This is a genomic window from Gluconobacter sp. NFX36, from assembly GCF_049887835.1.
GTDB lineage: Bacteria > Pseudomonadota > Alphaproteobacteria > Acetobacterales > Acetobacteraceae > Gluconobacter > Gluconobacter japonicus_A.
Window position 1 is genome coordinate 55,651 of the sequence record NZ_JAGEKJ010000005.1, and the last position, 21,782, is coordinate 77,432.

The following is a 21,782-nucleotide window of genomic DNA, read 5'->3' on the forward strand; positions in this document are numbered from 1 at the left end:
TCTCAGGCGTGATGGCCGTGCATTCGGGCGGAAACAACGAAGAACAGAATGAAGATGACACACAGCCCCCACACGACGGGCGGGATGACGCGTCCGCGTCCTGTGGCGAGAGCCATGGCCGTATAAGAGAAGGTTCCAATGGCCATGCCGTTGATAAGATTACCCGTCAGAAGGGCGATAATGAATGTCAACGCAGCTGGTGCGCTCTCCCGAAGATCTGACAGATCAAGATGCCGAACGCCCTGAAACATCATCATTCCAACCATGAGGAGAGAGGGTGCGGTGGCCTGTGGCGGAATAATCATGAACAGTGGCCACAGAAACAGGGCTGCCAGAAACCCACCCGCGATCACCAGAGCAGTCAGACCGGTTCGTCCCCCGGCATGCACCCCCGTGATGGATTCAGAATAGACCGTCACAATGGATGTTCCCAACAGCGGGGCCAGAATACTGCCTGCCGCATCTGTAATGAACGCCTCCCGGGCACGGGGAATACGACCGTTTTTCGAAACCATGCCCGTCGCGGTTACAACGCCCAGAAGATTGGCCAGAGTGCCGAAAAGCTCCGTGCACAAGAAGAAAAACAACATCGGGAGCACATAAAGAATGTGCTGTACAAGATAGAGCGGCTGCAACTGGAAAGCGGTAGCGTGCGGCCATTGGGGCAGGGCGAAAACATGTTCCGGCCAGCGCGTGACGGTGCCGCCTTTTCCATCCGGCAGGAAAAGACCCACGATCGTCAGGGCGATAATGGACAGGATCAGAGAGCCAGGCACACGCCGTGCCACCAAAACAGGTGTCAGAATGAACCCGGCCAGCGTCATCAGGACTTTTGGGCTGGTGATCGGCCCCATGGTTACAAAGGTCGAAGGGCTCGGAACGACAAAACCGGAATTTCGCATTCCAATGAACATGATGACCAGCCCAACCGCGACCTGAATCCCGATCCGGAGTGTATCGGGGATATCGTGAGCAATCCTCTCGCGAAGGCGCGTCAGGCTCATGACCATGAAGATCACACCCGTCAGACACACCAGCGCCAGTGCAGATTGCCAGGGAACGCCCATCTGTTTGACGAGAATGATCGCAAAAACGACATTCGAGCCCATGGCGGGCGCAACACCGAGGGGGAGATTGGCAAGCAGCCCCATTAGGGTCGTGCTGAAAATCGCGATCAGGCATGTCGCACTCAGAACACTGGCACGATCCATCCCTGCTTCTGCCATGATCATCGGATTGACCGCCACGCAATAAACCATTGCAGCGAAGGTCGTCAGGCCCGCAACAACCTCACGGCCAGCAGTTGTCCCGCTGGCCGTGAGCCCGAAAAACCGGTCCAGATTCTGTCGCAACATGGTGCTCAGAGATCAATCTTAGCGGTTACAAGCGCCGCAAAGCTGCCAGCAACATAATAAGTCGGGGAGCCCTGAGCTGCGATGGTGCTACCATAGACGCCCTGCGATGCCCTTGAAGACGCAGCAACACCGGCCACACCAGAAAGATACTTGTTATTGCCAACATTCATGAGGTTCAGCCTGATTTCCGGATGCGTATGGAAGATCTTTGGCGCACGATACCCGAAATTCATGTCAGCGTTCACATACCCCGGCATGGCCTGGTCGTTCATGAACGTCGAGAACTGGCGGCCGACATACTTGACGGCAAAACCCGCGAAATAGGTTCCGTCATCATAATCCAGTCCAACGGATGCCTGAACATTTGGGCTACGAACAGCAGTCTTGCCGGCAGTCCGCAGGTAATCTGAGCCGACCTGATAGTTGTTATCGATCGTCGCATGCAGGTATTCAGCGGAGACGTAAGGACGCAAATGATGCCAAGGGCGAAGACCCAGCTCTACATCAACACCCCGAGACGTCTGACCACCTGCATTGATGTTCTGGGTAATCTGCGCGTTGTTGATCGTGACCTGCGTGGAGACCTGACGGTTCGTGAAGTTGTAATTGAAGAACGTGATGGAACCGTTCAGGACATCGCCCTGATAGCGATAACCCAACTCTTCGGAAATGGAATACTCCGTCTTCTGGGACGGATTGGCCAGCGTTGCTACTTTACCCGTGGAAGCACTGTATGTGTTGTAAAGCGCATTCAGGGTCGGGGTGCGGAAATTGGTCGCGACATCGGCGAAAACCTGATTGTGGCTGTCGATCCGATAACGCGCGCCCAGATTGGGGGTCGCAACGGCTGCATTCATGCTCGTGCGATACTGTGCGCCCGGCAGATAGTTGTAGCCGATACGCGTCACCATGGATTCCTTGATTCCGGCTTCCACACGCAGACGGTTATGCAGCGCATTAAATGTATCGCCGAAGAACAGGGTATTAACACGCGTGATCGTCAGATTGTCATAGCTGGCCAGCCGCGTTCCGTCTGACAGCTTAACATTCCCCAGATAGCCCCACACATTCGCAGGGCCACCATTTTCTCCCACAGCGCTGTAAGGATTGACCATCCGTTGACGGGACCAATCGAACCAGTAACCAAAAACAAGCGTGTGACGCCCCACGGTATAATGAACCTTGGAGACAAGTCCTGGGCGATACACGTACGGCGTTCCAAATGGCGTGTACATCATGACCTTATCGGTCGTGGTGCCATTTCCATTCAGATCGATGCTGTATTTCTGCGTTCCTGAATAAATGGAATTTTCAGAAAGCAGAGATGCGGAAGCGATCGTACCCGAGTTCCAATAGAAATATGGTGTGAAATCAAACCCTAACTTGTCATTCACAACAATATTTTGAGGCGCACTCAGGATAAGAACGCGATACGGACTTTGATGAAGTTTCCAATATTTCGTGTCTGTCGGGGAAAAGGCTTCCGTATAGTTTGCTCCACGCCCATATTTTTGCCAGGCTGACAGGCTTGGGTTGAGATAGGCGACCTTCATGGAATCATCGAACGTTACGGCGACTGTGCTGCGGCTGCCATTCGTCCAGTCTTTTACCAGTTTGGCGTCAACATGCTGTTTATGGTCGTCGCCGGCACCACGGAAATGCGGCTCTTCCAGATGGGACCAGGCTACAAAGGCGCGCATCCCCGTATTACCAATGTCACCACTCTGAAGGCGCACATATTCACGATGGGTGTTGTATGAGCCGAATGATCCGGCGATGGTCGCACCCATTTTATGGGAGGGATCGATCAGGTTCATTGTCACGATGCCCCCTGATGCACCGATCACTGGCGAATCAAGATTGGCGGAACCCTGCTGCATCGTCACTTCGTTGAGGTTTTCAGAATCTACCCATTCCGTTGGGAAGGCCATGTACGAACCAATGTCGTTCAGGGGAGCGCCTTCAACCGTGAAGCCGATCTGATCGCTGTTCATGCCCCGGATCGTCATATTGCCGCTCACCATCCCGAATGGATCGGCGCTCGCAACATTGGCTCCCGGAAGATTGCCAAGAAGCTTGAAGACATTCGGGGTAGGGGCCTGTTTAGCGATATACGCCTGAGTAATTTCGCTACGGGATTTGGTGCCATTCTGCGGGACCATACGGCCGCCGGCTACTGATTCCGCCGCGACACGGATAACCTCCGGTCGTGACTGTGCAGCTTTTATACTCTTGCGAGGGGAGGGAGAATGCCGTTTCTCCGCAGCGTGTTTTGTATCTGCAACAGGGGCGGCGTAGGCTACCACACAGAACAGATTGCCGATAACGGCTGTACTCAGGAAGGTCGAAGCGCGCATGGAAGAAGCTCTCAAACGATACGGAGACGCCCGAAGTGACACAGATGCCTCATGGGCCAGACAAGGAGACGACACATGAATCGGCAAAGACGTATTAAGTTGTTATAAGACGTCCTACTACCGCCTCAGCGATCTTCGTTCAATCCAAAAGTGAAACGTTCCCCGGATTTTTTCTTTATGCCTCATGCTGTCTTTTCGTCAGATCTGGATCCGAATGGTCCAACCCCTCTCTATCTTCAGGTGGGGCACCATATTTCCGGGCTAATCGGAAAGGACAGTCGCTTCATGGATCGCCTGCCTTCAGAGGCAGAGCTGTGCCAGATGTATGGGGTGAGCCGTATTACCGTTCGGCAGGCCCTTTCCTACCTTGCGGAACGGGATGTCGTTGTTCGCCAGCACGGGCGAGGCACATTTGTCGGAGCACTGCATCGACCAGGCCGACAGCAGACCATTCATTCCTTTTTTGAAATCCTGGCGGGCAAGGGTTTAAGCCCTGAAATGACCCTTCTGGATTATAGGATGAGACAACCACCCGAAGAAGTTGCAAAGGCATTGTCCCTGAAGGATGACGCTCTTTTTATCCGGCGAGGTTATCGTTCCGAGCAGGGACCTCTGGGTGTGACGGAAGTTTTCTATCCAGGGTCACTTGCCAGAATGGTCACACCGGAACTGGCGGGACGCACAACGTCTACCTCGATCCTGCAGGACATATTCAAATTTCGAATCAGCCATGCCGATGTTTCCATTGGCCTCTCCCGAGCTTCTCAGGATGTTGCCGAATGGCTCAAAGTGGATACTGGTACAGCATTGATGCGTATAAAGCGGGTAACCACCTGCGTGGGACAGGGCGCATGCGAATACAGCCGCCTCCTGGTCACTGAAGGCACGGCAGATTTCCGCATCACTGCAGAAGGAGAAATGCTCAGCGAAGGAGCCCTTTAATCCCTCTGCATGATAAAAAATCTGCCTGATCCATTCAGGATAAATTAAGAAACTGTCTCTAGATTTCTTCCGGGTTCTGGAAGCCGTGCTGACCCATATACGGCTGCCATTATATTTTCGGGAGATCTTCCCTTGCTCCGTTGGATTGAAACGAAAGCTCCGATCCGACAGAAACTTCGGGTCATCATCACGGCCCTTCTCGTCGTTTCTGCCGTGCAATTTGTTGTGGATGAAGTGTGCAAGAGATTTCTTGTTCACTACGAAGGGGCACAGATTATCGCGCAGCTTTGCGGCGTCCTGCTTCAGATCATCCTGACATTGGTGATCGGCAGTTTTGCAATTCGCATCATTGCTGTTCCGTTTGAACGAATCACCGACGCAACTGAAAAGGTTGCAGATGGCGATTTCGAATCCCGCGTTCCTTACGGAGACCGGTTTGACGACGCAGGTCGGCTCGCAAAATCCCTTCTTAAATTCATAGACAGCAGTCAGCATCGTATCAAAGCGCAGGAAAACGCTACAAGAGAAGCCCGTGAAGCCGCTCAGACGCAGATACGCCTTTCAGAAGACAGTAACCGCATCCGTCAGATTCAGAGCGACACAATTGAGCAGATCTGTGCAGGTATGGAGATTGTCAAAACCGGCGACCTGACATTCTCGTTTCCGGAACCGTTTCAGGAAAAATTCGAGGATTTTCGGATCAACTTCAACGCTTTGATCACCAATTACCGCATATCTGTAGAGCAAATTGCGGATGGTGCTTCTGTCATCGCTAGTGGAACGGCGGAAATATCGTCGGCAGCGGATGATCTCGCAGCCCGGACAGAGCAACAGGCTGCCAATCTTGCTGAAGCAGCAACGGCCGTCAGTTCAGTCACAGCCACCGTTCAGGAAACCGCCCAGGCTGTACAAGATGTCAGACTGGCTGCATCAGGCGCACGAGACGAAGCTGTCGCGGTGACAGAAGTCATGCGCCTGGCGAATAATGCCATGGAGGGCATCAAAGCATCGTCTGGAAAGGTGGGGGCAACAATTGGCCTGATGGAAGAAATGGCGTTTCAGACAAACCTTCTTGCTCTCAATGCCGGAATTGAGGCAGCGCGTGCAGGAGAGGCAGGGGCGGGATTTTCAGTTGTGGCTACCGAAATTCGCAATCTTGCTCACCGTTCCGCCACGTCTGCAAAAGAAATTCGTGCTCTTATTTCTGTTTCTGGCACAAAGGTCGCTGAAGGGGTAGGGTTAGTGGCTCAGGCCAATCAGGCCATCAGCGCCATCACGACCAATGTGGGCCGTATTACGTCTCTAGTTGAAGGTATTTCCTCGGCAGCAGCCGATCAGGCTGCAAGCCTTTCATGTATCAATACCCGGATCGGTGCGATGGATCAGGCAACACAGCATAATGCTGCTATGGTTGAAGAAACCACAACAGCCAGTCACAACCTCAAGCAAGAAGCACAACAGCTTCATCAGGTAGTGGGACACTTCAAATACCGCTCCCATCATTCCTAAAAATTCCTGGTTTTTCTCTGTCATCAACGCTTGCACTTCAACGCAACCCCGTTAGTCTTACTGTTTCTTCCGGAACCGTAAGAAGTAAAAGCTGGAGAGACTAAGCCCTATGGTGTTGCATCGAAAAGGTTCAGGAAGGAGAGCTTTCCTGACGGGCAGCATGACACTGACCTGCTCGGTAGTTGCAGCATGTGCCCGCCCATCATATTCCCAGTTCTCTGACGTTGATCGTCTGGTCCGAGCAGCCGTAAAGAATGGTGAAGCTCCAGGAGCGGTTGTCGCCATCGGTCATGATGAACAAGTTGTTCATAGATATGTCTATGGCAAGCGAACATTAGTCCCTCGGCAGGAACCGATGACATGGGAAACTCATTTTGACATGGCATCCCTGACCAAGCCAACCATGACGGCTCTGGCTGTCATGCAACTGGTGGAGCGGGGAGATTTACATCTTGATGATCCTGTTGTCCGTTATCTTCCTGCATTTGAGGCCAATGGCAAAAGCAGCATTACTCTTCGCTTGCTCCTGACACATTATTCCGGTCTGCCAGCAGACCTCCCACTGGAAGATCCATGGAATGGAAAATCAGAGGCAATCCGCCGGGTCATGGTTTCTCCTCTGAACAATCCTCCAGGTGAAAAATTTGTTTATAGTGATATTAATTTCATTACCCTTGGCCTGATCGTCGAAAAAACAAGCGGCCTTGCTCTTAATGACTACGTTAGTAAAAATATTTTGTTACCGCTTGGAATGATGCAGTCCGGCTACCTTCCAGATACGTCGTTAAAGTCGATGATTGCTCCTACGCAATACGATGAGAAAAATGTTCTTTTACGAGGCGTTGTTCACGATCCAACAGCACGAAGAATGGGAGGGGTAGCAGGTCATGCAGGGCTTTTCTCAGACGCTCATGACATGTGCATCTATGCACAGGCATTGCTTGATCGACTGGCAGGACGTCCAAGTGCATTCCCACTAACGCGCGAGACCCTTCTACTCATGGTCACGCCTCAGCAACCCGCAGAAAAGGCTGATTTGCGTGGACTTGGCTGGGACATCTCAACACATTATTCGACGCCCAGAGGCGATATTTTCTCACCTCATTCTTTTGGCCATACAGGCTTCACAGGGACATCGCTTTGGATTGATCCGGACAGTGACAGTTACGTGCTAATTCTCACAAACCGTGTGCATCCGTCTGGTGGGCACAGTATTGTCAAGCTACGCCATGACATTGCAACAGAAGCAGCCCGTGATTTAGGACTGATGCCACACGCTTGAGTAAGGACCCAAAAATATTCAAATTTGTATAGTTTATCCTCATTACTATAACTTTAGGATAGACGATCCATTGGATCACTTCATTAGTTAGAAATAACAGAAATTAGAAATCTTCCTGTCTTCCGAAAACGAGTTTTTGGCCTCTCTATCTACAAGGATGACATACGTCTAATGGATTAATGCCGGTCTAACGTAAATTATTCTGCCTGCTTGAGCTTTTCGATAAGCCATCGTCCGGCCGGCCCGGGCAAACTATCAGCACAATACACGGCCAACATTGGCATCATAAATGCAGCTTGCCCCCCAGCAAGCTGAAGCCGGGTCAAGGTACCCATTTTCAAATCTGCCTCGACCATCGAATGAGGCATACTACCCCAGCCAAGTCCTGCGCGCAGAAATGCAAGTTTGGCCCCGAGATCCGCCAGATGCCAACGCTTGGAAGACATAATGCCGAAGTGTCGGCCTTCTGAAAGAGGGCTACGGTCGGTAAGGATGAGTTGAGTATGATTTGCCAGCGCGCTCGTAGGGATTAGTCCCTGAATCGCGCTAAGCGGATGCCCGGGCGCAGCCACCATGATCATTTCCTCCGAAGACAGCGCTTCGGTCGTCATGTCATTGGGGGCCACGGGTAGCGACCCCATAATACCAAACGCACAATGCCCATCGATTACTGGTTGCAAGACAGCGCCGAGAGCTTCCACATGAACGCGCAGAGGAACATCCGTAAATGCGTCACGAAATGCAACAACAGCCATCGCCAGACGCTCGATTGGAAACATAACATCCACCACGATAGCTAATTCCGATTCTACACCTTCAGTCATGCTTTTTGCACGTGCCTTGAAGCCATCCATAGAATTTACCACGGCTCGTGCTTTTTCCAGGAGGGCTTTTCCGTGGTCGGTCAGAACCGGTTTATGATTGGTCCGGTCGAACAACAACAACCCTAGTTGGCCTTCGAGATTTGCTAATGTCTGGCTCACAACTGACTGGGCACGACCAAGTCTGCGACCCGCAGCGGAAAAACTTCCTTCATCGGTCGCCGCAAGAAAAGTTCTGATCTGATCAAGCGTAATACCATCTAACATATCTATTTATCCGATAGATTATATATAGAAACATAGGGTTTTTAGATGATTTTGCAAGAATTATGACGGATGCCAATCAACTTGGAGATCCTTCATGACAACCAGTTCGCCTGTAACACCTGAAAAGAAGACAATGATCGCTTCATGGGTTTTACGTATCCTATTAGCTGCTGCATTTTTAGCGGCAGCCAGTTCCAAGCTTGCCGGTGTTTCAATGATGGTGCAGGTCTTTGACCAGATCGGTCTTGGCCAATGGTTTCGCTATGTCACGGCATTCCTCGAAATCGCAGGAGTAGTGGCCCTATTCATTTCCGGCGTGACGGTTTTGGGAGCGCTGTGGTTGGCTGCCACTATGTTCTTTGCGTTGTTGACCCATCTATTCATCCTGCACTCCAATCCAGCCGGAGCGGTGATATTGCTGACACTCGCGCTGGTTTTGGCCTGGCTGGAGCGCGAACAAATCGCACGCTTGCGCTAATCTAACGCGACGAGGAGACGCACAATGGAAATAGGAATTGATAGCTTTGCTATTATCATTCCGAACCTGACGACCGGCGTTGTACCGTCACCAACACAACGTATGGAACGGCTTCTGGAAGAAATTGATGTTGCTGATAAGGCAGGTCTGGACATTTTTGGGATTGGCGAACACCACCGAGCAGAATTCATCGATGCTTCGCCAGCCGTAATCCTCGCCGCAGCCGCAGCGCGCACCAAGAACATCCGTCTGACCAGTGCCGTTTCTGTTCTCAGTGCAGTTGATCCTGTGCGCTTATTTCAGGATTTTGCAACGCTCGATCTTATTTCGCAAGGACGTGCAGAAGTCATTGTTGGACGAGGGTCGTTCAAGGAAGCTCATGGTCTATTCGGCGTTACACAGAATGATTATGACGACGTTTTTGCAGAAAAGCTGGACTTGTTGCTGCAGGTACGATCTCAAACCCACCCTCACTGGAAAGGGCGGTTTCGTGCACCGTTGACTGGCGGAGGCATTTTCCCTCGACCTCTTCAAAAAGCCTTACCGATATGGCTGGGTGTCGGCGGTACGCCGCAGTCTTTCATACGGGCCGGCCTCCTTGGATTGCCGCTGATGATAGCAATTATCGGAGGAGCACATAGCCGTTTCCGCCCACTTGTCGATCTCTACCGGGAAGCAGGCCGAAGAGCAGGCCATCCACCTGAAGCACTGAAAGTCGGCATCCATACTTTTGGGTATGTTGCTGATACTAACGAAGAGGCCATCGAAGCCCTCTGGCCAGGCTGGCATCATATGGCCAGCAAGATGGCACTAGAACGCGGAGGTCCACCGGCAACGCGTGAGCGCTACATGCATGAAGTGGGTCCGAACGGCGTATTATTGATCGGTAATCCGTCCCGGGTAGCAGAAAAGGCTAAAGTCGCCGCTCAGGCATTGGGAGGCATTGATCGATTGACCTTCCAACTTAGCATGATTGCCAACGATCATGATGCGCAATTGCGTGGTATTAATCTGTTAGGTCAAAAAGTCTCACCGTTATTACGATAGTATTTAATAATCAATTATTACAGAAACCATTATCAGGAAACACACTAAGATAAATGAGAATAGTTACCTGTGGATTCAATATCCACAGGTAATAATCAAGATTTCCAGCATGATCCGCGTATAATAGAGCAGAAATTACCTTTGTGAAAATACGGTTCTTTATCAGATATGACGTCAGCCTTAACATTCCCAAAAGTTGTTTCTGGCTTATGTCGGATACCTTCATAAAATGCCTGTATAATGTCTTCCTTGAAATGAGGCGTCCGAGGAAAAGCCGTTACGACGGCGTCGCGAACCGCATCAGAATACTGGTCGTATGTCAGACCAAGAACATCCATTTCGACCCCGGCAGTGGTTAGTGCAATCACCGGGTGCATGAATTCAGGCACGCCTGGTGTTGTGTGAAGAGCAATGCCGGTCCAGACTTTTTCGATATCCGAGGGATCGACTTTATAACTTTGCAAAAAATCTCTTGCAGCGTTTGCACCATCGACTTCAAATCGCAGATTTTTACTGCTGTGAGAAGGCATCAGCCCTATGTCATGAAACATTGCTGCAGCGTACAGGAGTTCTGAACTAAAGATCAGTTCGCGCTGTTGCCCAGCCAGAGCGCCAAAAAAATAGACCCGGCTTGAATGGTTGAAGAGTAGCTCGCTTTCAGTATCGCGAATAAATTCAGTAATCGCACGTCCAAGAACAGAGTCCGGAACCTCAATTCCATTGATGCTCGTTCCGGATCGAAACGTATCTATCATGATATTATCTCCTCTCATTGAAGAAATAGGCCCAAAGAACCATTATGAGGCGCCGCAGAATTCTTCAGCTGGCCCACCGTAACGTTATGATCATATTCCCGGATCCTGACGGCAGAAATGACATAGAGTCCTCTTATTCTGCCATGGAGTTATAAATTTTGGCTTCTCATCTCTCTCCCATCATATGGTTCATTGTGTTTCCAGGGTTTGAGCTACTCGACCTCAGCGGCCCTCTTTGCGCCTTCAATCTGGCGCGCGATTATCATGAAACTGGCTATGATATCCGGATCGTCTCTGTTTCTGGTGGGCTGATCCAGAGTTCATCAGGTGTAAAAATTGAAACCACCGAACCTTCTGTTCCCAAGTATTCCGATACGATTGTGGTCGTAGGGGCTCCCAATATTGAGATTTTTACAGATTGCGGCGATGTAGTTGCTCTCGTTCGCAGGATGGCAAGTCAAGCGGGGCGGAGTGCCAGTGTTTGCACCGGGACATTTTTGTTGGCAGCAGCAAGTCTTCTTAACGGGCGCCGCGCAACAACACATTGGCGACATACGGCAGTTCTCCAGCGCCATTATCCCTCTTTAAAAGTCGAAGCAGATCGCATTTTCATCCGTGATGGTGCGATCTGGACTTCTGCTGGCATTACGGCTGGCATCGATCTTGCCTTGGCTCTGATTGAGGAGGATTTTGGAATTGAGATTTCTAAAGCTGTCGCAAGAGAGCTTGTGGTTTATCATCGCCGTACTGGTGGCCAATCTCAGTTTTCCACACTTCTTGATCTGGAGCCTCCTCCTGGACGTATTCGCAACGTCATTGCGTACATTCGTTTGCATCTACAGGAACAATTACAGGTAGAACGGCTGGCAGAATTTGCAGGCATTAGCCCGCGGCAGTTTGCACGACAGTTCGTTACAGAAACAGGAGAAACACCTGCCCGCGCCGTTGAGCGTATCCGGTGTGACGCCGCTCTGCCACGTATTCAAAATACGAATGAACCTCTCGATCAGATCGCTTTACGCATTGGCTTCGGCGATCTTGAGCGTATGCGTCGCGCATTCCTCCGTGTGTATGCTCAACCACCTCAGGCTTTACGCAGAGCATACCGTGAACGGACTTAGTACTATTTTGGAAAGTCAGAAGCGAGTATTTCCATCTCTGAAATTAGTGTCGAAGCCGGTGACGCATTAATGCGGCGTTGATCATCGCAAACAGATTGCCGCCAGAAGGTTATTCAGTCGAAAATGCTCTCTTTTACCAGCAGCGTCCCAAGCAATATCTCGCCCCCCTTTGCTCTGGCATTCACAGCCAGAGCTTGAAGCACATAAGACCTATATACTTCGATAATACTTCCATTAATCGGAATAAAATTTTCTATTTTGACAAATCACGCCACAGATCAATTTTTCCTTCTTTGGCATAGTGATCAATTTTCGCCAGTTCTTCAGAACTAAAAGTTAGGTTTTTTAGAGAATCCAGAGAGTCATCCAATTGCTGAACGTTTTTTGCGCCAATCAACGCTGATGTTATGCGTTCATCACGCAAAACCCACGCAATTGCCATTTGCGCCAGACTTTGACCTCTTTTTTGAGCAATTTCATTCAATGCACGAACGTGAGACAAGTTCTCTTCTGTCAACATTTCCTGAGAGAAGGAAGACCCCGTCGAAGCTCTGGAGCCCTCAGGAACACCGTTCAGGTATTTGTTAGTCAAAAGACCCTGAGCCAAAGGAGAAAAGGCAATACAGCCGACACCAAGAGCTTCCAGCGTATCCAGAAGTTTAACCTCTACCCAGCGATTCAAGAGGGAATACGACGGCTGATGGATAAGGAGAGGAACACCTTCGCGTTTAAGAATTTCAGCCGCCTGCTGGGTTCGCTCAGGACCGTAAGACGATATCCCAACATAGAGTGCCTTGCCTTGGCGGTGCATCTGAACAAGCGCTCCAATGGTTTCTTCCAAAGGAACATCAAGTGTTGGACGGTGGGAATAGAAGATATCCACGTATTCGAGTCCCATGCGCTTGAGACTCTGATCAAGAGAAGCCAGCAGATATTTGCGAGAGCCTCCATTTCCGTAGGGCCCTGGCCACATATCCCATCCGGCTTTGGACGAGATGATCATTTCATCACGATAGGCTCTGAAATCCCGACGAAGGATTTCGCCAAAATTTTCTTCGGCTGATCCGTAAGGTGGTCCATAATTATTCGCGAGATCGAAATGTGTAACACCCCGATCAAATGCTCTACGAATAACCGAGCGGCCAGTCTCGAAAACGTCTACCCCTCCGAAATTATGCCACAAACCCACAGAAATGAGAGGAAGCTTCAAACCCGACTGACCTGAACGGCGAAAAAGAGCGTGCTCGTAGCGGGAAGGGGAGGGAGACCATGTCATGCTGTAAAATCCTTGTTTTCTTGATTGCAGAAGACGCGAAAATCACGTCCAGGATGGTATGATGGCTCCATGATAGGCTTCAAGCAGCTTCGCGCGGACGTTCGGTTTCTGAAATGCATGCACTAAAGGCTGGACCCATGCCGCATGGGCATCCGGCTCGTTAACGGCGATAAAATTGATATACGGATTATTGTCCATACTTTCACGTGCCAACCGCTCTGACGTGAGGTTGATCCCCGCTTTATAAGCCCATTCTGTAATCACCACGCCAGCATCCAGATCAGCCAGAGAGCGTGCCAGAACAGGGTCGTCCAACTCTTTGATAGACAGATTTTTTGGGTTTTCGGCGATATCAAGGACTGTTGGCATGTCGCCTGCATCAGAAGAAATTTTAAGCAACCCCAGAGACTGAAGCAGCTTCAAAGCACGTCCCTCGTTTGTGGGGTCGGCAGGAACGCCAATGGTCGCGCCGTCCGGGATCGCCGACAGCGTTTTCCATTTTTTTGAATAAAACCCGATCGGGGCAAAGTAAGTATTCCCGACCGGAACGATATGAGATCCAAGGGCAGCGTTCTGAGCCCGAAGATACGGTCCGTGCTGAAATGCATTGGCATCCAGATCTCCGGCCGCCAAGGCTGCATTGATCGGATTGCCTTCAGAAAAAGTCACGACCTCGATCGTCAGCCCTTCTGAACGTGCATTATCCTGGACAATGCGCCAGATATCTTCGTCTTCCCCTGACAGAATGCCAACACGAACAGGCTTTGATTGTGCTTTTGCTGACGACACAATTACTGGTGTGGCAGCCAGCAGCATCAGAAGTTTACGCCGTCCAAGGGAATTGTTATTTGCGGCGGCAGAAAGATTGGTTAGTCGCTTACGCATGATGCAGATCTTTCGACGGAACAGCAGAAACAAGGTCATTATAATGGCGGGCTGCGACGTCTGGATGAGAACGCAGGCGCCCTTTGAGGGTGTTTTGCCCGATCTGGGAAAACAGGGGATTTTCGGGATCCTGAGTAATACCGCTATTAGCCCTTGTTAGGCTCTCCGACAAAGGAAGCGTCGGCATCGTAGCATCAAGTTGTGCCCCAAGGAAAAACGCAGCGGACAGCCTGTCTCGTCCAGAAGAGGGGCTAATAACACGGTGAATTGCGGCTTTGAAATACCCACTTGACGCGACTTCCAGAAGTTCTCCGATATTGACAATGAATGTGCCTGATTGCGGAGAAGCCTGAATCCATTCCCCGTTCTCCAGTTCCACCTCAAGGCCTCCTTGATTGTCCTGAAGAATCAGAGACAACAGGTCACTATCTTTATGGGCACCAACTCCCTGTCTCCCTCCATCGTCAGGCTGACTGGGATAATGGATAAGTTTCAAAAGTTGATAAGGTGTATCCCTGACGACAGGATGAAAAGCTGTTGCATCCTGCCCCAGGGATAAAGCGAGAGCTTCCAATAGGCGCCTCAGAACATTCAAAACCTTTTCCTGCCACAGAAGAACAGTCTCTTTGAAAGACGGAAGTGTGGCCGGCCATTGGTTAGGGCCTTGAAGGCGGAGATAAGCAGGTTTGTTCTCAAGATCCTGAAGGGCTGATCTCTCTGGACCTATATCCAGTTGTTCACGCCAATCTGCTTTGCCGCGCGTGATTTCACGACCTGCATGATTATACCCCCTGAAATGAGGGGAATTGATCATCGCAATCTGCTCTTTCTGAGCAAGCGGCAAAGAGAAAAAATTCTTTGCCTGCGTCATGAGAGCAGCATTCAGATCCAATGGAATCCCATGACCTTTCAGATAGAAAAATCCGTATTCGTGTGCCGCGTTTCTGAGAGAACTTAGGAAGACATTATCTGGCGCTTGCTGATCTTTCCAAAGTGACAGGTCGATGGTGGGCAGGGAAAGGTGCTTCTGCGTCATGCGTTTGATCACTTTCAACTACGACTATCTAAAAGCAAAGCCGGTTTGAGGCGGCCCACACAAGCAGGCCAACCGTACATATCGCCATCATAAATCGCATTATATATTAAATCCACACACAACACATTGTTTGACTCCAAAAACACTATGACATAATCGGATATGGATATTTTTCCTAGAAAGAACTATTATGCGTAGTGGTTATATCTTGGCGCCACTTTTGGTCAGCCTTTCGTTCTCTACGGCGGTCGCGGCTGGAAATAAGCTGGATCAAGATAACCCGGAGGCAGAAAAGCCGCTTAAAAAGGAGGATTTCGTCAAAAAGCCTGCGTCTGTAACCAGTACGAGCAGTGTGCGTTCTGAAGAGCCTGAACAGGTGATTGTGACAGGAACGCGTGATCCGTCCCAGACAGCAGCGAGAAGTGTAAGCCCGATTACGATCATTGGCGGCAATCAGCTTCGCGCGACTGGAATGACAGACATTCGCGAAGCGCTTGTTCAGCTATCGCCTTCGATCAGCCGGGAAGTAAATGGTTCGGATCAAGGATCAGTGATCGATGCACTCAGTTTGCGAGGACTGAACGCCGACCAGACTCTGGTTCTTGTAAATGGCAAAAGACGGCACACGACAGCAGCAATTGCAGTAGACGCTTCGTCGCAACAGGGAACAACGCCTGTTGACTTGGATATGCTGCCCATTTCTGCCATTGATCACATTGAAATCCTACAGGATGGAGCCGCCGCTCAGTACGGATCGGACGCTATCGCGGGTGTTATCAATGTCATTCTGAAATCCAATAATCACGGCATTCATATGCAAGCCACAAACGGTGGCTATGCCGCGGGAGATGGTTTCACGACAGGAGAAAACTTGAATGCAGGCTTCAAACTAGGGCGGCGCGGGTATCTGAATATCAGCGCAGAATTCAAACATCAGGATCGAACTCAGAGAACCGGCATTGATCCCCGGACCGGTAAAAACAATGATCTGGCAACAGGTCAGCCTCAGGTCACACGAGAGTCAATCGAAGCGAATTTTGGTTATCATCTGACAGACAGCATAGAGCTTTATGGCTTCGGAACGTTTACGCACCGGGATGCAGAACGTTGGGCCTTTCTCCGTGCTCCAAGTACAACAGCCGCTGACGGGCTCTCGGGAATGTATCCAAATGGTTTTGAGCCTGTTGAGACAATGCCTGAAAATGATTATGGTTTCACGCTAGGATTTCGTGGAAAAAGACTTTATGGATTTGACTGGGATCTAAGTTCCACAATCGGCGGAGATCATGACACACTGGCTGATTACAATTCGGCCAATGCTGATGCTTATAAGGAAACAGGATATTCTCCATCCCGTTTTTATCTTGGCAATTACTCCAATCAACAATGGACAAATAATCTCGACATTCGACGTGGTGTCGACATTCCTTTCCTCTACAGCCCCCTGAATATTGCGTTTGGTGGAGAGTATCGCCGGGATACATACTCAATTGGAGCAGGGGAACCTTTGTCGTATTATTTGAGTGGCGCACAGGGGTATCAGGGCGAAACACCTGAGGACGCAGTGAATGCAGCCAGGCATGTGGCGGCAGCATACGTCGATTTTTCAACACAGATTGTCAAACAGTGGCGAGTAGACCTTGCAGGTCGCTTTGAACATTATAACGACGTCGGAAATGCTCGGACGGGCAAGATTTCCACACGCTATGATATTAATCGCTATATTGGTTTCCGAGGAACAGCGAGTACCGGATTTCGCGCCCCCACTCTTGCAGAGCAGAATTTCGCAGCGTTCATCTCCAGCCCCAATTATGCGACGGGACAGATTGCAGCCAATTCGGCTGCCGCACGTGCGCTAGGCTCTCCTGGCCTCAAACCGGAAACATCCACAAATTTTAGTGTGGGGATGATCCTGAACCCAATTCCTCGACTCCATATCAATATTGATGGTTATACGATCTACATCAAACATCGTATTGTTGACGGAGGGTATGCTTCGGGCGCGCGTGCAGTTGAAGCATATGCCGCAGCAGGCGTGAATACCTCAGGCTTTGCCGGAGATGAATCCGCTGTCAGCACAAATTATTTCACAAATGGCGCCAATACACGAACAACGGGTCTTGATATCACGGCGCGTTATTCTTCAGATTTTGGCCAATATGGAAAAGTGGACTGGGACGCTGCGGTTAACTTCAATCATACAAATGTAAAAGACATTGCCCGGACCGGGGAAGGGACGCCCGTTCTGAACGCACAGCAGATCAGCTTGATGTCAACGGAAAATCCTGCCAATAAGCTGATTTTTGGCGGGATCTGGCATCGTGGTAAGTGGAATGTGGCTGTGCATGAAATCCGCTATGGTCACACGACATCCAACCTGACGTTTGTCTCCGGCAGCAACGCCTTCTCGACAACGGATTTCTATCATCAGATCAATCGCCCACGTTTCGTAACCAATCTTGAAGTCGGCTATCAGGTTCTTCCTCAGCTTCACCTCGCTCTTGGAGGTAATAACGTAGGGAATGCCCATCCAAGTCGGGTGCCTTCCTTTACAGCAGACTATAACAACAATCTTTATGATACACTCAGCCAGCAACTCTCTGAAGAGGGAGGCTTCTACTACCTGCGCGCCGACCTGACGCTTTAAAATCCAGAATATTCAGAAAGCCTGTATGCCTGACAAAACGAGTGAAATATTAAAAATTGAAAATCTTTCCAAAGGTTTTGAAGGGCATACTGCGCTTGAGAACGTGAGTTTCTCTGTTCGGGAAGGCGAAATTGTCGGAATTATTGGACGCTCCGGGGCAGGGAAAACGACACTCCTTCGCTGCCTGAATGGCGCGGAAGTTCCAGATTCAGGCAGAGTCCTTATCGAAGGTCAGGATCTGAATGAACTTAAAGAGAAAGACCTTCTTGCCCTTCGACAGCGTATTGGCCTTGTCTTTCAGGGCTTCAATCTTCTGCAATCCAGAACAGTCACTGGAAATATTTCTCTTGCCCTTGAAATTCTGGGCGTTCACAAAAAGGAACGCCCTCATCGCATACAGAAGCTTATGAAGCTGGTTGGCCTTGAAGGTCATGAACTCAAGTATCCTGCACAGCTTTCTGGAGGCCAGAAGCAGAGAGTTGGAATAGCGAGAGCCCTTGCAGGAAGTCCGGCTATTCTCCTGTGTGATGAAGCAACATCTGCACTAGACCCAGAAGCCACGGCTTCAATTCTTGCCCTCCTGGAAAAAATTAACAGAGAGGTAGGCGTCACAATCATTCTTATTACGCATGAGATGGATGTTATACGCCGCCTTGCTCATCGAGTACTCGTTCTTGATCAGGGAGCTATTGCTGAAGATATTTCAACGGAGGCTCTTGCCAGAGGGCAGGCCCGTCACGCTTTAACTAAATCTTTTATCAACGATGATCCGGTATCTCTTCCTGATCATGTACTTCCACTCATGACAAACGGAGCCACTCCCGGGACTGTGGCAGTTTTGCGTCTCGGCAGCAGCCGGGGTGATTTATCATCAGCGCTGCTGGCAGATCTCTATCGAATTTTTGGCGTTACGGCCGTCATTTTACAAGCAGACATTCACGGAAAGTCCCCCGAACGGCGCGACACGCTTGTGCTGAGTTTATCTTGCAATCATGAACAAGCGATCCAATGGCTATCGCAAAACGTGGAAGAAGTGGAGGTCATTGGATATGCGTCATCAGATCTTTGAGTTGTTTTTCAGAGCAACGCTGGCAACGCTTGAAATGGTTTTTGCGTCTGCGGGGATAGCTGTTCTTTTTGGCCTGCCTCTCGCCATTCTTCTAACCATCACACGCCCAGGCGGCTTATGGCCCATTCGACCTATCGGTCGGGCCCTGGGCTTTGTAATAGATCTGACACGAGCAGTTCCGTTTATTATTCTACTAGTAATCCTTATCCCGTTTACGCGCTTTCTTGTAGGCACTGCGCTGGGTACCGCCGCCGCCATTGTGCCTCTTTCGATTACGGCCATTCCTTATTTCGCGCGTATTGCAGAAGTGTCACTAAAGGACGTTGATCCAGAATTGATTGATGCCATTCGCGCAATGGGAGCAACACGGACTAAAATTGTACGTTCCGTCCTCATCCCGGAAGCTTTGCCGGGCTTGGTTTCTGGATTGACAGTAACACTGGTTACCCTGATCAGCGCTTCAGCCATGGCAGGGGTCGTTGGAGCGGGAGGATTGGGAGACCTTGCCATCAGGTATGGATATCAAAGATTCAATACTGTCATGATGCTATGGGTCGTGAGTATTCTTGTCATACTGACAATTGTCGTCCAAATCGCCGGAAATACCGTTTCTGCACGCTTGAGAACGTCTACCTCCTAGTCGCAGGTCCTGTTAACTCACTAAGTGAGTCGCGTGATGTGACTCACTGGCTGGCCATTGGGAGAAAGCACGTAAATCGCAATCCAATGAATTGACAACGTAGTGACTGAGAAAGGTCATTTATGCGACCTTCCATAGATTGGCCCGAAAAATATTATATAAAATATACTTTTATTACTAAACCTAAAGAAGATTATTGTTTAAAATTTATTTATATTTTGATATCAACATCTCAATGTCTTATATAAGGTTATAATATTAGACATTTGTTGAAGCCCTGTTCTGATTACTACTAATTGCACATCATAGAGCGTGCGCGTGCGACACATCCACTTCCTTCCACTCACGTGAAAGCACCACCCCATCAAATTCCGGGGCTAAGCACTTAGGAGACCTTCAGTAGCTCAAATATCGCGGGATGATTTGCCACAATGGATTATCGGGATTGGCCAGCAATTTGATGGTCAAAGCTAGCGACATGACGACCAGTAAGGGCCGGAGCCCTTTGCCACCAAAACGCATGGCAAGCCACGCACCCACCTGATTACCCAGAATGTTAGCTCCCGCCATACCAAAGCCAAGAAGCCATAAGACCTTTCCTCCGGCAATCATGGCGGTCAGGCCCGCAAGATTGGTCAGAAGGTTGAGGAACTTGGTATTGGCAATGGCACGGACCAGTCCAAGACCGGCAAAGGCAACCAGAACGGTTGTCAGGAACGACCCGGCGCCAGGACCGAAAAAACCATCATAAAAACCTACGGCTGTGATGCAGGCGGTAATGCCCCAACGGTTCAGGCGAGCCTGCCGATCCATCGCACTCATGGGTGGTGCCAACAGAAAATAGATAGCCATGCCTACGAGCAGCAGCGGCACAATGGCAGACAGAAACACCGGGTTGATGAACTGAACGGCCGTGGCGCCCGCCAGAGACCCAAGAAAAGCGCCCACCGCCGGCAGAGTAAACTGAGAGATATCGACATGTCCGGCTTTGAGAAAGGCCAGGAACGCCGAGAAGGTCCCGATACTACTCTGAAGCTTGTTGGTAGCCAGTGCCGAGACAGGAGGGATACCGGCTGCCATCAGGGCGGGGATGGTGAGAAGACCTCCGCCACCTGCCAGAGCATCAATGCAGCCTGCGACAAAGGCGGTTGAGATCAGGAAGAAAAGAGTTTCCAGTGTAAAATGCATAACGAACAAAAGCCTGATCTGAAGTGTCGTCGGGCAAGGGAGATGGAACGTATTCCGACGAAAAGCGGCCGCCATGGCTTCCTCGGTTTCCGTCACGATTATTGAGCAGGAACTTTTTAGGGCCAACCTTCCAATCCTCGACTGTCTGGCTCCTGAGCCACTGTGTCAACATCTTCGGGTTAATCCATATCCATACCGCCTTCTATCAACGAAGGCAGCGTCGGGGATGAACTGCGCGTCTGTGAATTGACGCAACGTCCTGACGGTTGGTGACTACGTCCGTCAGGCGCAATGCAGCCTGTGCAAGTGGATGACGATGCGGACGTTTCGATCTGGGCCGTGGCGACCGGCCTGATTCGCACGGACGTCTGATGCCCATCTACGGCCTGATCGACGGGAACTCATTCTATTGTTCATGCCAGCCCGCGTTTGAATCTGACCTGAAGCGCAAACCTGTCGTGGTTCTCTCGAACAATGACGGCTGCGCGATTGCCCGCACGCGGGAGGCAAAGGAGCTTGGCATCAAGATGGGCAACCCTTGGCATTTCGCCCGAAAGCGCCCCGAAGCAAAGTCCGTAGTCTGGTATTCTAGCAATTACGCTCTGTATGCTGACATGTCGCGGCGCATGTACGAAGTTCTTCAGTCTCGCGTTCCATCCCACATCTACCGTCAGATGATCCGTACCGCACTCGGCGCTCAACCTAGACGATATCCTGAACCTGACGCGCCCGCAGTCTCGCACAAGCCGCGCTCCAGTCGATTGCCGGAAGTAGGCTGTGCGCCGAAGTATCGACGCAGTTTGGCCAGACGTCCATTTCTGGCAGATTTTCGCGGGTTGCTATGTCTGTAAGCACCGATACCCCCACGCCTCAAACGACACCCCCATCGGTACCCCCATTATGATGGAGGTTCATGATTTGTTCTCTATATTAATGAAACAGACCAGATGAACGAAAAGAGCAGAAGTGGCTGCCTTTGGTCAATAACGGTCGCTAATAGTGGGGGTATCGCTGGCGGAGAGAGAGGGATTCGAACCCTCGGTACGCTATTAACGTACACACGCTTTCCAAGCGTGCGCCTTAAGCCGCTCGGCCATCTCTCCTGTC

The 21,782-nt window shown here is 50.4% G+C and carries 18 protein-coding genes and 1 tRNA gene; 10 read left to right on the top strand and 9 right to left on the bottom strand.

Annotated features, from left to right (window positions below):
* Positions 1-2: 2 nt before the first annotated feature.
* Positions 3-1,355, bottom strand: a complete 1,353-nt coding sequence (locus tag J4P41_RS06505) for an NCS2 family permease (RefSeq protein ID WP_426066491.1) — start codon at positions 1,353-1,355, stop codon at positions 3-5.
* A 5-nt stretch (positions 1,356-1,360) separates the two neighbouring features.
* The gene (locus J4P41_RS06510) at positions 1,361-3,712 is read right to left on the bottom strand and encodes a TonB-dependent receptor (protein ID WP_426066492.1); all 2,352 of its coding nucleotides are present in this window, start codon (positions 3,710-3,712) and stop codon (positions 1,361-1,363) included.
* A 177-nt stretch (positions 3,713-3,889) separates the two neighbouring features.
* Here J4P41_RS06510 and J4P41_RS06515 point away from each other — a divergent pair, with 177 nt between their 5' ends.
* From J4P41_RS06515 to J4P41_RS06525, 3 genes are all read left to right on the top strand, one after another.
* Entirely contained in the window at positions 3,890-4,654 is a 765-nt protein-coding gene (locus tag J4P41_RS06515; RefSeq protein ID WP_426066493.1) for a GntR family transcriptional regulator, read from the top strand.
* 132 nt (positions 4,655-4,786) lie between these two features.
* Complete coding sequence (locus J4P41_RS06520; RefSeq protein ID WP_426066494.1) at positions 4,787-6,163, top strand: methyl-accepting chemotaxis protein; 1,377 nt, start codon at positions 4,787-4,789, stop codon at positions 6,161-6,163.
* A 109-nt stretch (positions 6,164-6,272) separates the two neighbouring features.
* On the top strand, positions 6,273-7,445 hold the full coding sequence (locus J4P41_RS06525; protein ID WP_426066495.1) for a serine hydrolase domain-containing protein: 1,173 nt from the start codon (positions 6,273-6,275) through the stop codon (positions 7,443-7,445).
* Positions 7,446-7,642: 197 nt separating this feature from the next.
* On the opposite strand, the gene J4P41_RS06530 is transcribed toward J4P41_RS06525, so the two are convergent.
* Positions 7,643-8,533 carry a LysR family transcriptional regulator gene (locus J4P41_RS06530; RefSeq protein ID WP_426066496.1) on the bottom strand — a complete coding sequence of 297 codons (891 nt, stop codon included), beginning with the start codon at positions 8,531-8,533 and terminating at the stop codon, positions 7,643-7,645.
* A 94-nt stretch (positions 8,534-8,627) separates the two neighbouring features.
* On the opposite strand from J4P41_RS06530, the gene J4P41_RS06535 reads away from it, so the two are divergent.
* On the top strand, positions 8,628-9,011 hold the full coding sequence (locus tag J4P41_RS06535) for a DoxX family protein (RefSeq protein ID WP_426066497.1): 384 nt from the start codon (positions 8,628-8,630) through the stop codon (positions 9,009-9,011).
* 24 nt (positions 9,012-9,035) lie between these two features.
* A complete protein-coding gene (locus J4P41_RS06540) occupies positions 9,036-10,058 on the top strand; it encodes an LLM class flavin-dependent oxidoreductase (protein WP_426066498.1) in 1,023 nt (340 codons plus the stop codon).
* A 95-nt stretch (positions 10,059-10,153) separates the two neighbouring features.
* On the opposite strand, the gene J4P41_RS06545 is transcribed toward J4P41_RS06540, so the two are convergent.
* Entirely contained in the window at positions 10,154-10,813 is a 660-nt protein-coding gene (locus J4P41_RS06545) for an HD domain-containing protein (protein WP_426066499.1), read from the bottom strand.
* Between the two features lie 158 nt (positions 10,814-10,971).
* Here J4P41_RS06545 and J4P41_RS06550 point away from each other — a divergent pair, with 158 nt between their 5' ends.
* Positions 10,972-11,934, top strand: a complete 963-nt coding sequence (locus J4P41_RS06550; protein WP_426066500.1) for a GlxA family transcriptional regulator — start codon at positions 10,972-10,974, stop codon at positions 11,932-11,934.
* Between the two features lie 253 nt (positions 11,935-12,187).
* Here the strand turns inward: J4P41_RS06550 and mgrA are convergent, their stop codons facing one another.
* From mgrA to J4P41_RS06565, 3 genes are read right to left on the bottom strand one after another with little or no spacing between them, the layout of a single operon-like run.
* Positions 12,188-13,210 carry an L-glyceraldehyde 3-phosphate reductase gene (mgrA, locus tag J4P41_RS06555; protein WP_426066501.1) on the bottom strand — a complete coding sequence of 341 codons (1,023 nt, stop codon included), beginning with the start codon at positions 13,208-13,210 and terminating at the stop codon, positions 12,188-12,190.
* 42 nt (positions 13,211-13,252) lie between these two features.
* Positions 13,253-14,095 carry a MetQ/NlpA family ABC transporter substrate-binding protein gene (locus tag J4P41_RS06560; protein ID WP_023942076.1) on the bottom strand — a complete coding sequence of 281 codons (843 nt, stop codon included), beginning with the start codon at positions 14,093-14,095 and terminating at the stop codon, positions 13,253-13,255.
* Positions 14,088-15,131, bottom strand: coding sequence for an isopenicillin N synthase family dioxygenase (locus J4P41_RS06565; RefSeq protein ID WP_034880119.1), 1,044 nt, complete (start codon positions 15,129-15,131; stop codon positions 14,088-14,090). Before J4P41_RS06565 ends, J4P41_RS06560 begins: the two co-directional genes overlap by 8 nt.
* 190 nt (positions 15,132-15,321) lie before the next feature.
* On the opposite strand from J4P41_RS06565, the gene J4P41_RS06570 reads away from it, so the two are divergent.
* From J4P41_RS06570 to J4P41_RS06580, 3 genes are read left to right on the top strand one after another with little or no spacing between them, the layout of a single operon-like run.
* Positions 15,322-17,778, top strand: coding sequence for a TonB-dependent receptor plug domain-containing protein (locus J4P41_RS06570; protein WP_426066502.1), 2,457 nt, complete (start codon positions 15,322-15,324; stop codon positions 17,776-17,778).
* A 25-nt stretch (positions 17,779-17,803) separates the two neighbouring features.
* Positions 17,804-18,847 (top strand): methionine ABC transporter ATP-binding protein, encoded by a 1,044-nt coding sequence (locus J4P41_RS06575; protein ID WP_426066503.1) that lies wholly within the window; start codon positions 17,804-17,806, stop codon positions 18,845-18,847.
* Complete coding sequence (locus J4P41_RS06580; protein WP_211568912.1) at positions 18,828-19,487, top strand: methionine ABC transporter permease; 660 nt, start codon at positions 18,828-18,830, stop codon at positions 19,485-19,487. Before J4P41_RS06575 ends, J4P41_RS06580 begins: the two co-directional genes overlap by 20 nt.
* Positions 19,488-19,883: 396 nt before the next feature.
* On the opposite strand, the gene J4P41_RS06585 is transcribed toward J4P41_RS06580, so the two are convergent.
* Positions 19,884-20,750, bottom strand: a complete 867-nt coding sequence (locus J4P41_RS06585) for a TSUP family transporter (RefSeq protein ID WP_426066504.1) — start codon at positions 20,748-20,750, stop codon at positions 19,884-19,886.
* A gap of 296 nt (positions 20,751-21,046) precedes the next feature.
* Here J4P41_RS06585 and J4P41_RS06590 point away from each other — a divergent pair, with 296 nt between their 5' ends.
* Positions 21,047-21,526, top strand: coding sequence for a hypothetical protein (locus J4P41_RS06590; RefSeq protein ID WP_426066505.1), 480 nt, complete (start codon positions 21,047-21,049; stop codon positions 21,524-21,526).
* 161 nt (positions 21,527-21,687) lie between these two features.
* Here the strand turns inward: J4P41_RS06590 and J4P41_RS06595 are convergent.
* Positions 21,688-21,778, bottom strand: a tRNA-Ser gene (locus J4P41_RS06595).
* Positions 21,779-21,782: the final 4 nt, after the last annotated feature.

What these genes read in the sequence shown, in the direction of transcription:
- J4P41_RS06535 (WP_426066497.1), top strand. Translation starts at nt 8,628, where the DNA reads ATGACAACCAGTTCGCCTGTAACACCTGAAAAGAAGACAATGATCGCT.
- J4P41_RS06580 (WP_211568912.1), top strand. Translation starts at nt 18,828, where the DNA reads ATGCGTCATCAGATCTTTGAGTTGTTTTTCAGAGCAACGCTGGCAACG.
- J4P41_RS06545 (WP_426066499.1), bottom strand. Translation starts at nt 10,813, where the DNA reads ATGATAGATACGTTTCGATCCGGAACGAGCATCAATGGAATTGAGGTT.
- J4P41_RS06540 (WP_426066498.1), top strand. Translation starts at nt 9,036, where the DNA reads ATGGAAATAGGAATTGATAGCTTTGCTATTATCATTCCGAACCTGACG.
- J4P41_RS06515 (WP_426066493.1), top strand. Translation starts at nt 3,890, where the DNA reads ATGCCTCATGCTGTCTTTTCGTCAGATCTGGATCCGAATGGTCCAACC.
- J4P41_RS06570 (WP_426066502.1), top strand. Translation starts at nt 15,322, where the DNA reads ATGCGTAGTGGTTATATCTTGGCGCCACTTTTGGTCAGCCTTTCGTTC.
- J4P41_RS06585 (WP_426066504.1), bottom strand. Translation starts at nt 20,750, where the DNA reads ATGGCGGCCGCTTTTCGTCGGAATACGTTCCATCTCCCTTGCCCGACG.
- J4P41_RS06560 (WP_023942076.1), bottom strand. Translation starts at nt 14,095, where the DNA reads ATGCGTAAGCGACTAACCAATCTTTCTGCCGCCGCAAATAACAATTCC.
- J4P41_RS06505 (WP_426066491.1), bottom strand. Translation starts at nt 1,355, where the DNA reads ATGTTGCGACAGAATCTGGACCGGTTTTTCGGGCTCACGGCCAGCGGG.
- J4P41_RS06565 (WP_034880119.1), bottom strand. Translation starts at nt 15,131, where the DNA reads ATGACGCAGAAGCACCTTTCCCTGCCCACCATCGACCTGTCACTTTGG.
- J4P41_RS06510 (WP_426066492.1), bottom strand. Translation starts at nt 3,712, where the DNA reads ATGCGCGCTTCGACCTTCCTGAGTACAGCCGTTATCGGCAATCTGTTC.
- J4P41_RS06590 (WP_426066505.1), top strand. Translation starts at nt 21,047, where the DNA reads ATGCCCATCTACGGCCTGATCGACGGGAACTCATTCTATTGTTCATGC.
- mgrA (WP_426066501.1), bottom strand. Translation starts at nt 13,210, where the DNA reads ATGACATGGTCTCCCTCCCCTTCCCGCTACGAGCACGCTCTTTTTCGC.
- J4P41_RS06525 (WP_426066495.1), top strand. Translation starts at nt 6,273, where the DNA reads ATGGTGTTGCATCGAAAAGGTTCAGGAAGGAGAGCTTTCCTGACGGGC.
- J4P41_RS06530 (WP_426066496.1), bottom strand. Translation starts at nt 8,533, where the DNA reads ATGTTAGATGGTATTACGCTTGATCAGATCAGAACTTTTCTTGCGGCG.
- J4P41_RS06575 (WP_426066503.1), top strand. Translation starts at nt 17,804, where the DNA reads ATGCCTGACAAAACGAGTGAAATATTAAAAATTGAAAATCTTTCCAAA.